At 68.8% G+C, this 11,454-nt stretch carries 4 protein-coding genes; all 4 read right to left on the reverse strand.

Annotated features, from left to right (window positions below; genetic code table 11):
* The coding region (locus ACFXJL_RS32710; protein WP_384698638.1) for a type I polyketide synthase at nt 1-8,355 on the reverse strand (8,355 nt) is incomplete at its 3' end.
* Between the two features lie 154 nt (nt 8,356-8,509).
* Nucleotides 8,510-8,911: a hypothetical protein gene (locus tag ACFXJL_RS32715; RefSeq protein ID WP_384698641.1), complete on the reverse strand. Its 402-nt coding sequence runs from the start codon at nt 8,909-8,911 to the stop codon at nt 8,510-8,512.
* A 101-nt stretch (nt 8,912-9,012) separates the two neighbouring features.
* Nucleotides 9,013-10,257 (reverse strand): methyltransferase domain-containing protein, encoded by a 1,245-nt coding sequence (locus ACFXJL_RS32720; RefSeq protein ID WP_384698644.1) that lies wholly within the window; start codon nt 10,255-10,257, stop codon nt 9,013-9,015.
* A 73-nt stretch (nt 10,258-10,330) separates the two neighbouring features.
* Nucleotides 10,331-11,452: a DegT/DnrJ/EryC1/StrS family aminotransferase gene (locus tag ACFXJL_RS32725; protein WP_384698647.1), complete on the reverse strand. Its 1,122-nt coding sequence runs from the start codon at nt 11,450-11,452 to the stop codon at nt 10,331-10,333.
* Between the last annotated feature and the right edge of the window lie 2 nt (nt 11,453-11,454).

Raw genomic sequence — 11,454 nt, forward strand, 5'->3', positions numbered from 1 at the left:
GCCTTCGGCGACCAGTCGCCAGAGGTCTTCGGGTGAACGCACGCCTCCGGGATAGCGGCAGGCCATGCCCACGACCACCACCGGATCCCCGTCCCGCACGTTGACCGCAGCGGTCCGCTCCGCGCCTGCCGCGCCACTGATCCTCTCCCCGATGTACCGGGTCAAAGCGGTGGCCGTCGGGTGCTCGAACACGACGGTGGTCGGCAGCCGGATTCCGGTCGCTGCGCCGAGCCTGTTGCGCAGCTCGACCGTCGTCAGTGAGTCCAGGCCCTGCTCCCGGAGCGCCCGGTCCGGTTCGAGCAGTCCAGGCTCGCCAAGGCCCAGCACACCGGCCACTTCGGCGCGGACGAGCTCCAGGAGAACCCTCTCCCGCTCGTCTGGGGACGCCCCGGCCAGCCGTCGGCTCAGCACGGCGGCGCCACTGACCGGGTTTCGCTTGGCCGTCCTGCCCGTGCGGGGCAGCAGTCGCCGGAACACTGCGGGAACAACCCCGTCGCTCTCCGTGCTCTCCGCTCGCAGTGCGGCCAGGTCGAGCTTGACGGGTACCACGGTGGGGCGGCCGGCGGCCAATGCGAAGTCCAACAGAGCGAGTGCCTCGTCGGATTCCATCGCGGCGATGCCGCCGCGCCGTAGCCGCGCCCGATCGGACTCGGTGAGACGGCTGGTCATACCGCTTGTCTCGGCCCACAGGCCCCAACCGAGGGAGACGGCGGGGAGGCCCTCCGCACGACGTCGCTCGGCCAGCGCGTCCAAGAACGCGTTGGCCGCCGCGTAGTTGGCCTGTCCAGGGCCGCCGACCGTGGCGATCACAGAGGAGAACAGGACGAACGCGGTGAGGGGAAGTCCGATGGTGAGGTCGTGTAGGTTCCAGGCGGCGTCCGCCTTCGGACGGAGCACCGCACTCATGCGCTCCGGGGTGAGCGCGGTGACTGTACCGTCGTCAAGCACACCCGCAAGATGCACAACGGCGCACAGCGGGTGTTCGGCCGGGACAGCCGCGATCACCTCGGCCAGTGCCGCCCGGTCGGCCGCGTCGGCGCTGGCGAACACGACCTGCGCACCCAGGGAGCGCAGCTCGGCTGCGAGTTCAGTGGCTCTAGAGGCCCCCTCGCCCCGGCGGCTGACCAGGAGCAGCCGCCGCGCTCCGTGCGCGGTCACCAGCCGCCGGGCGACCAGAGAGCCGAGGCGACCAGTGCCACCGGTGATCAACACGGTGCCGTCGAACGTCGGGACGTCCGTGTCCGGCTCTGCCCGCCCCACCACCACCGGAGCCAGCCGGGGTACGAATATCTCGCCCGCGCGGATGGCCAACTGGGGCTCATCACATGAGGCGATCGCCGCGACCACCCGCTCGGAGACGTCCTCGTCATCGAGGTCGAGCAGGACGAACCGTCCGGGGTGCTCGCTCTGCGCTGTCCGAACCAACCCCCACACCGTTGCGAACTCCGGAGAGGGGACGTCACCGACGGGATCGACCGTCATCGCACCGCGTGTCACGACGACCAGCCGAGCCCCGCCCAGCCGCTCGTCGGAGAGCCACTCCTGAACCAGAGCCAGGGTTCGGCCGGCGATCGAGTGCGCCGCCGTGTCGGGGGCGACACAGTCCCCGGCGACAACCGGAGTCGCGAGCACCAGCCCCGGTGTCGCGGCTCCGTTGGCGACCGCACCACGCAGCGTGGCAAGGTCCGGATGGGTGTCGGCGCTCAGACCGTCGACAGCGACGGTGTCGCCGAGCACGACACAGATTGCTGACTCCGGGACGCGGGGTGGCAGCGGCTCCCATGAGATGCCGTAGAGGTTTCGGACGCTGCGGGCCGCGCCGAGCTCGTCGACGGGCGTCGCGCGCAGCGCAAGGACACCCGACGCCACGAGTGCGAAGTCCGAGTCGTCGGTGAGGACGACCTCCACGGTGTCGCTTCCCGCCGGGGTGAGGCGCACGCGCACCGTCTCCGCACCGTTCGGCGCCGCGAAGGAGCCCGTCGCGGTGGAGAAGCCGGTCCAGGAGAAGGGCAGGAGCAACTCGCCCTCGTCCTCGCGCAGCAGCCCGACGGTCGCCAGCGAATGCAGGGCAGCGTCGAGCAGCGCAGGGTGAACGGCTCCGCGGCTCGTCCCACCGCGCAACTCCGCGGGCAGCGTGACCTCGGCGAACAAGGCGTTGCCGAGCCGCCAGGCGGCCTGGACGTTCCGGAACGCCGGTCCGTACCCGTAGCCGTGGTCCCGAAGGCCCTGATATAGATCGGCCACGTCGACCTCGGTCGCATCGCGCGGAGGCCAAGCCCCGGACCATGGCGGGCTCGGTACGGCCGGCTGCCCCTCCGAGACGAAGCCGGTGGCGTGACGCGTCCACTCGGCGTCGCCGACTCGGGAGAACAGCCTGGTCCGTCTGCTGCGTGACTCGTCGGCGGCGTCTACGACGACTTGGATATCGACATCGTCGTCCTCCGGCAACGGCAGCGGGGCTTCGAAGGTCAGCTCGTCGACCGAGCCGCAGCCCAGTTCCTCGCCGGCCCGAGCGACCATGTCGAGGAGCGCGGTACCCGGCAGTAGCACGACATCTCGGATGCGGTGGTCGGACAGCCATGGATGTGTCGAACGGGACACCTTGCCGGTGAACACGTGGCCGTCGCCGGCGGCGAGCTCCGTCGCTGTGTGCAGGAAGGGATGCCCTATTGCGTTCCCACCGCCAACGCCCCCTTCGAGCCAGTACCGCTGACGCTGGAACGGATAGGTGGGCAGGTCCACGTGCCGGGCCGGCCGACCGTCGAAGACGGAGGGCCAGTCCACGTCGACCCCGTACGAGTGGGCGAGACCGAGAGAGGTCATGAAACGGGTCAAGCCGCCGTCGTCCCGTCGCAGCGTCTCGACCACGGCGGCGTGCTCGACGTCCGCCGCCTCCAGCGTCTGCTCGATTGTCGTGGTCAGCACCGGGTGCGGGCTGATCTCGATGAATGTGTCGAACCCCGAGACGGCCAGGGCCCTGATAGCCGGTTCGAACGCCACTTGGTGGCGCAGATTGCGGTACCAGTACTCCCCGTCGACGCGGAACGGTTCGTCCCGGACGCCTTCCACGGTGGAGCGGAAGTCGAGGCGCGGTGCACGAGGAGCGACCGACGCGAGTCTCTGCGTCAGCTCCACTTCCAAAGCCGCCATGTGCGGGCAGTGGGACGCGTAGTCCACGGGTACCCGGCGGGCCCACAGGCTGTCGCTCGCACACTGCGCCTGCAGTTCGTCCAGCGCATCCACCTCACCGCCTACCACGGTCGAGGAGGGGCCGTTCACCGCGCAGACCCACAGCCTCCCCGCCCAGCGGCCGATCAGTTCCTCGACCACAGCGCGGGGGGCGGACACCGTCACCATCCCGCCGGTGTTCGCCAACGACAGCAGCGCAGTACTGCGCAGCGCCACCACGCGAGCGGCATCCGAGAGCGTCAGGGCGTCGGAGACATAGGCGGCGGCGATCTCCCCCTGCGAGTGGCCCATCACCGCGTCCGGCTCCACACCTACCGAACGCCACAGCGCCGCCAGGCCCGCCACCACGGCGAACGTCAGGCACTGCACCACATCCGACCGATCGAGGGCGGGAGCTCCGGCTGCTCCGTACAGCGCATCGCGTACGGACCATTCCACGTGTGGTTGGAGCGCGTCCGCGCAGGCGATGGCCTCGTCCCGGAACACCCGGGAGGTGCGCATCAGTTCGGCGGCCATACCCGCCCACTGCGATCCTTGCCCCGGGAAGACGAATACGATCTTGCCCCGGTCCCGCGCCGTACCCAGTGTGAGGCCCGGCGCGGACTCGCCGCCCGCGAGTGCGCTCAGACCGGCGCGCAGCGCGGCCCGGTCCGCGCCGGTGACGATCGCGCGACGGGTGAACGCCACACGGGTGGTTGCCAGCGCGCGGCCGATGTCGGCGACCGCGACGCTTGGCCCGTCGTCGACGAGCCGGAGCAGCTGAGCCGCCTGGTCACGCAACCCCCGATCGTTCGGAGCAGACAACAGCCAGGGCACGGTCACCTCGGCGTCCCCCGGGTCCCCCGTCTCGTCCTCGGGCGCCTGCTCGATCACCAGATGGGCGTTGGTGCCGCTGATGCCGAACGACGACACGGCCGCCCGCCGCACAGACGTGCCGGGCCAGGGCCGTGCGTCAGACAACAGTCGGACCGCGCCTGCCGACCAGTCGACGTGCCGGGTGGGGGCGTCCACATGCAGTGTCCGCGGCAGTGTGCGGTGACGCAGTGCCATCACCATTTTGATCAGGCCGCCGACCCCGGCCGCAGCCTGAGCATGGCCGATGTTCGACTTCAGCGAGCCCAGCCACAGTGGCGCGTCCTCTGGACGGTTCTGCCCGTATGCCTCGATGACGGCCTGCGCCTCGATCGGATCGCCGAGGCGGGTGCCGGTTCCGTGCGCCTCGACCACGTCCACGTCGGACGGCTCCAGACCGCCGGCGGACAGTGCCTCCCGGATCACCCGTACCTGGGACGGCCCGTTCGGCGCGGTCAGCCCGTTGCTGGCCCCGTCGGAGTTGATCGCGGACCCGCGGATCACGGCGAGCACTCGGTGGCCGTTGCGGCGCGCGTCCGCGAGTCGTTCGAGTACGACCATCCCGGCGCCCTCCGACCAGCCGGTGCCATCCGCTCCATCCGCGAACGCTTTGCACCTGCCGTCGGGGGAAAGTCCCTGCTGGCGACTGAACTCGACGAAGATTCCAGGTGCGGCCATCACGTTCACACCGCCCGCCACGGCGAGCGGGCACTCCCCGCGTTGCAGTGCCTGCACGGCCAGGTGCAGTGCCACCAGCGATGACGAGCAGGCGGTGTCCACGGTGAGCGTCGGGCCCTGCAGCCCCAGCGTGTAGGCGATTCGACCGGAGGCGACGCTCGCGGTCGTGCCGGTGAGCAGGAAGCCGTCGAGTTCGCCGCCCCCTTCGGTGAGGCGTGGCCCGTACTCCTGCGACATCGCTCCGACGAACACCCCCGTTGGACCTCCGCGCAGCGAAGACGGCGCGATGCCCGCGCGTTCCAACGCCTCCCAGGAGACCTCCAGCAGCAGCCGCTGCTGCGGGTCCATCGCCAGCGCCTCACGCGGGCTGATGCCGAAGAACGCCGGGTCGAACAGGTCGGCGTCCATCAGGAATCCGCCGCGTCGCACGGACGAGGTGCCCGAAGGCCCCGAGTCATGAGCGAAGAGGGCGTTCAGGTTCCACCCCCGATTGTTGGGGAAGTCGGAGACCGCATCCGTTCCGGTCTCCACCAACCGCCACAACTGCTCGGGGGACTGCACCCCGCCGGGGAAGCGGCAAGCCATGCCCACGATGGCGATCGGTTCGTCCGCTCCGTCGACACCCTTCGGCGCCGACGGGGCCTGTGGCACGTCGGGAACCGCGGTGAGCCGGGTGAGCAGGTGTTCGGTGAGGACGGTCGGTGTGGGGTGGTCGAACAGCAGGGAGGCCGGCAGATCGAGGCCGGTGGACACCGCCAGACCATCCCGCAGCTCCACCGCGAGCAGCGATGTGAGGCCGAGTTGCCGGAACGACCGCGTCATGTCCATGCCCGCGACGTCGTCGTGTTCGAGCACGGCGGCGGCATGGCTGCGCACCAGAGCCAGCAGCGTTCGCCTGAGCTCCGGCCTCGGTAGGGCGGCCAGCCGGTCCGCGGCCGACCGCGCCGCGGGTCCCGCTGCCGTCGGGCGATGGGACACGGGATCGTTGCTCTGCTCGGACCCGGATGACAGCCAGTGCCGACCGCGCTGGAAGCGGTACGTCGGCAGGGGCACCCGGCGCGGTTGAAGACCCGCGAAGAGCGGGGCCCAGTCGGCCTCCCCTCCGTGGACGTGCAGCCGGCCCAACGACCGGACGAACGCCGGCCACGCCGACCTGTCGCGCCGCAGCGTCCCGATCGCGACCGCGTTGACCTCGGCGGCGTCGATGACATGCTGGAGCGCCGTGGTCAGGACGGGGTGCGGGCCGGCCTCGATGAAGCGGGTGTGCCCCGAATCGAGCAGTTCGGTGACCGCGGCGTGGAACTGCACGGGGTTGCGGAGATTGTCGTACCAGTACCCGGCGTCGAACGTGGGGCTGGTACCGGGGCGCGCGGTGGAGTGGAAGGGGATGTCAGGCACTCCGGGGGTGACGTCGGCGAGGGCCTCCATGAGTTGTTCGCGCAGCGGCTCAATGTGGGACGAGTGCGAGGCGTAGCCGATCGGCACGAGGCGGGCGTCGACATTCTGCCCCCGGTAGTGGTTGAGGAGGCGGCGGACGGAGTCCGGATCGCCCGATACCACTGTGTGGTGGGGTGAGTTGATCCCGGCAATGCTCAGACCCGGGTAGGCGCTCAGGTCGTCGGTGACACGCTCGTGAGGGAGCGGGACGGCGGCCATGCCGCCGGTGTCGGCGATCGTCCTCGCGACGAGCCCGCGGTGGGTGATGACCCTGGCGGCGTCGTCGAGGGAGAGGGCGCCGGCGATGTGAGCGGCGGCGATCTCGCCCTGGGAGTGCCCGACGACGGCGTCGGGTGTCACCCCGTGGTGCTGCCACAGCCGCGCGAGCGAGACGGTGACGGCGAAGATGGCGGGCTGTACGACGTCGACGCGGTCGAGTTCGGGCGCGTGGGGATAGCCGCGCAGGACGTCGAGGAGGGACCAGCCGGTGTGTGGACGCAGGGCCTCGTCGCAGGCGTGCAGGTGCTGGGCGAAGACCGCGGAGGTCTCCAACAGCTCCAACCCCATGCCGGGCCACTGGGCGCCGTGCCCGGGGAAGACGAACACCGTCCGGCCGGGCTCGCCGACGCGTCCGGTGACCAGTGTGCCGACCGCGGTGTCTTCACCCGCTGCCGCGGCGAGCCCGCGCAGCAACTGCTCGCGGTTGTCGCCGAGAACCACGGCGCGGTGGTCGAAGGTCGAGCGGGTGGTGAGCAGCGACCAGCCGATATCGACCGCGTCGAGGTCGGCGCGCTCTTCCGCAACGGCCCGCAGGGCGGCGGCCTGCGCACGAAGTGCCGCCTCGTCCGCTCCGGAGAGCACCCAGGGCACCACGGACGGTGCGACAGCCGTCCCCGGAATCGGATGGGTGCCCCCCGAGGTCGTAGCGGGTCCGGCGGCTGGTGCGTCGGAGACCACCACATGACAGTTCGTGCCGCCCATGCCGAACGAGTTGACGCCCGCCACCAGCGGCGCGTCCGGCTTTGGCCAGGGACCGTACTCAGTGCGCACCTCGATGTTGAGCGCATTGGGCGAGATCCGAGGGTTGGGCGTCGAGTAGTTCAGGCTCGCCGGGATCGCTCGGTGCTTCACGCAGAGCGCGGTCTTGATGAGGCCGACAATTCCCGCGGCCCCTTCGAGATGCCCGACGTTCGTCTTGGCCGAGCCGACATGCACCGGCCCGTCCGAACGGCTCGCGCCCACCGAGGCCCCGACGGACGCGGCCTCGACGGGGTCGCCCACCTTGGTGCCGGTCCCGTGGAGTTCCACGTACTGGACGTCGCCAGGTGCCAGACGGGCCTTCTCATGGGCCAGCCGGATGACATCCCGTTGAGCCTCGACGCTCGGCACGGTGAGGCCGTCGGTGGCGCCGTCGTTGTTCATTCCGGTTCCGCGGATCACACAGTAGACCGGGTTCCCGTCGGCCAGGGCTCTGGAGAGCGGCTTGAGGAGGACGAGCCCGCCTCCCTCACCACGGACGTATCCGTTCGCACGGGCGTCGAAGGTGTGGCAGCGTCCGTCGGGAGAGAGCCCTCCGAACCGTTCGGTCGCCAGCGCTGCACTGAACGCCAGGTTGAGGTTCACGCCACCCGCCAGTGCCGTGGACGACTCGCCGGACGAGATGCTCTCGCAGGCCAGATGCACTGCCACCAGCGCCGACGACTGTGCGGTGTCCACGGTGAGACTTGGACCGCGCAGCCCGAGAGTGTAGGAGATCCGGTTGGCGATGATGCCTCGGCCGGTCCCGGTCAGGGAGAACCCGGTGCTGGCATCCGCACCGTGCCGGTGCGACAGGGACGCGTAGTCGTCCCCGATGGCCCCGACGAAGACACCTGTCCGGCTGCCCGTCAGGTCTCCGGGGACGATCATCGCGTCCTCCAGGGCTTCCCAGGCCAACTCCAGCATCAGGCGTTGCTGCGGGTCCATGCTGACGGCCTCGCGGGGCGAGATGCCGAAGAACGCTGGGTCGAAGCCCTCCACGTCGTCGAGGAACCCACCGTGCCGGAGCCCGGGTGGGCGCACCATACCGGTCCAGCGGTCGTCGGGCGTCTCGACGACGCCGGACCGGCCGTCTCGCAACAGCCGCCAGAAAGCGTCCGGGTTCGGTGCTTGGGGCAGCCGACAGGACAACCCGACGATGGCGATTGGGTCGTTCGACACTGGGCGCCCGCCCCCCGACTCAGTGAAATCCGTCATGACTTTCCGACAGCCTTCCTCGCACACCGGAACTCTTGAATGGCACGGACAAGGGCACTGAAGGACAGGCGTCCGAAGCCACCGATCGATTGCCTTCGGTCCACTCGATTGGTGCGGTTCAGTCCTCCATGTAGATGGTGGCCTCGGCGATCGTCGTGTTCGCGTCCGGTCGTTCCACGAATCTGAAGGTGCGTGTCCCGGTCTTTCCGGCGTAACGACCGCTGACACCGATCACGGGAAGCCGGTTGACGACGAACTCATTTCCGGCCGGGTCCTCCTGACGGACCGTTCCGGTCCAGCTGATGACGCCGTCCGTGAGCTTCTCGGTCGCCGTCATCAGCTGCATCAAGCTGCCGTCCTCGGGGTTACCGAACACCACCGCCATGCCTTCCGAAGTGGACACCAGATTGCCACTGGAGTCGTACAACTCCTCGGTGAATGTGACATGGTGCCCGACGCCGGGACTGCTCGACCTGTGCACTGTCGTGTGGCAGACTTCCCGGAGATTTTCCAGGTACATGAATCTCCTTTTAAATTGTCGGGATTTTGCTGGAGAGCCGTCAAAAAGCTGTACGTGCCGAAGTACAGTTGAGCGCAGGGATTCATGTGACGGTCTTTGTCTTAGGTCACATGTACTTGCGGGACGTACCGGATCCATCGTCCGCCGGACTGCTGGAACTCCCGCTCCTTGGCCATGATTTCCTCGGCGTGGTTCCAAGCGAAGAGCAGCGCGTAGTCCGGGTAGGGTGCACTGAACTCTGCCGCGCTCCGGACCGGAATGTGCTGCCCTGGGGTCAGCCGGTTCTGCTTGCCGGGCGTCGTGTCGCAGATGAACGAAACCAGCTCGGGTCCGATGTCGCAGAAGTTCGTCACCGTTGCGCTCTTGGCGGTCGCGCCGTAGCCGACCACGCGGCGTCCCTCTGCGCGCAGACGCTTCAAGAGCGCCACAAGATCTTCGCGGACCTTCCGAACGTTCGTCGCGAAGGCCCGGAGCGTCATGAGGTCGGTGAGCTTCTGGTCACGTTCCTCGGTGAGCAGCCGGTTGACGGCCTGGGTCGGAGTGCGCACACCGGGCCGCGCGAGCGTGTAGCGGACCTCGCCGCCGTGGACCGGTAGTCGTTCCACGTTCACCAGTTCAAAACCGAACCGCTCGGCTAGCGCCTGGACGGATCCGGCCGAGAAGAGGTAGAAGTGCTCGTCGTAGATCTGGTCGAACGATGTCTTGCCGACGATGTCACCGAGGTAGGGGTCCTCGAAGACAAACACTCCGTCCGGGGCGAGCAACACGTCGGCACCCCTCAGGACCGAATCCAGATACGGGATGTGGCACATGGTGTTGGCGGTGTAGATGACATCTGCCGGCCCCTCGGCGGCACGCACCTCCCTGGCAGTCGATTCCTCGAAGAAGTCGGTGCGCACCCGTACGCCCTTTGCCCGCGCCACCTCGGCCACGCCCGTCGAGGGCTCGAACCCTAGATGCCGGACACCCGCTTCCCTGATCGTCTCCAGCATGATCCCGTCGTTGCAGCCCATCTCCACGACGAACGGGTCCGCTCCGGTCAGTTCGCTGGCAAGGAGGGAGTGGGCGACACCGGCGAAATGCTCTCGCATGACGGAGGAGCCGGAGGAGTGGTACGGGTAGTCGTCGTGGAACATCAGGTGCCGCGGCACCTCCTCGGCCAGCTGGACCATCGTGCACGTGCTGCACTGCCCGACGGTGAGTCGGAAGAAGAATTCCTCGTCGACGTCGCCCGGCTCGAGGAACCGGTCGGACAGCGGCTGCTGGCCCAGATCGAGGAACTCCTCGACGTCGCCGCCGCAGATCCGGCAGGTACCCCGGGCGGGCACGTCGGTTACACCAGTCATGATCGAACTCCTTCTCGGGCACGGTTGCTGGGCGGAGAACCGCCCTCCTGACCGCCGGACGGGTACCGGGACGTCACAGCCCGACGAGGACCTCGCGCAGTGCTTCGATCACCTTGTCCTGGCGGTCCCGGGACAGCGAGGGGTACATGGGCAGCGAGAAGATCTCACCCGCGAGGCGTTCGGTGACCGGGAGCGATCCCTCGGCACAGCCGAGCTCGGCGAACCCTGTCATGGTGTGGACGGGCCACGGATAGCTGATGTTCAGTGAGATGTCGTACCGCTTGAGCCGTTCGTTGATCTCGTCCCGATGGGAATGCCGCACCACGTACAGGTAGTAGACGTGTTCGTTCCCCTCGGTCACCGACGGAAGGGTCAGCCCGCCGGGGCCAGTGAGGTCCGCCAGCCCCTCCTCGTATCGGCGAGCCACCTTCCGCCGACCCGTCAGGTAGGCGTCCAGGCGGCGCAGCTTGCGGCGCAGGATCTCGGCCTGCACCTCGTCGAGACGAGCGTTGTGCCCCGGGGACCGGACGACGTAGTAGACCTTCTCCATCCCGTAGTAGCGCAGCTGCCGCAGGTCGCGGTCGACCTCAGCGTCGTCCGTGATGACTGCGCCGGCATCGCCGTAGGCCCCGAGCACCTTCGTCGGATAGAACGAGAACGCCGCCGCGTTTCCCATCGTGCCCGCCACCTTGCCGTGCTGCCGTGCACCGTGTGCCTGCGCGCAGTCCTCCAGGATGACCAGACCGTGCTCGTCGGCCAGTCGCTGCAACGGAGCCATGTCGACACACTGCCCGTACAGGTGCACGGGCAGCAGAGCCTTCGTGCGCGGCGTAATGGCGTCCGCCACCTGGGTGGTGTCCATCAGGTAGTCATCCTCGCGTACGTCCACGAAGACCGGCGTCGCCCCGGCGCCGACGATGGCGACCACGGTCGGGGCCGCCGTGTTGGAGACCGTTATCACCTCATCGCCGGGACCGACGCCGAGTGCCTGTAGTCCCAGCTTGACGGCATTGGTGCCGTTGTCGACGCCGACGCAGTGCCGCACTCCATGGTAGGCCGCGTACTCTGCCTCGAAGCCCTGCACGCTCTTGCCGAGAATCAGCTGCCCGGACTCGAAGACCGCCTCGACGGCCCCCAACAGGTCCGCCCTTTCCTGTTCGTACTCCGGTAGGTAATCCCATACACGAGTCGTCATTT

The organism is Streptomyces sp. NPDC059256 (genome assembly GCF_042753785.1).
GTDB lineage: Bacteria > Actinomycetota > Actinomycetes > Streptomycetales > Streptomycetaceae > Streptomyces.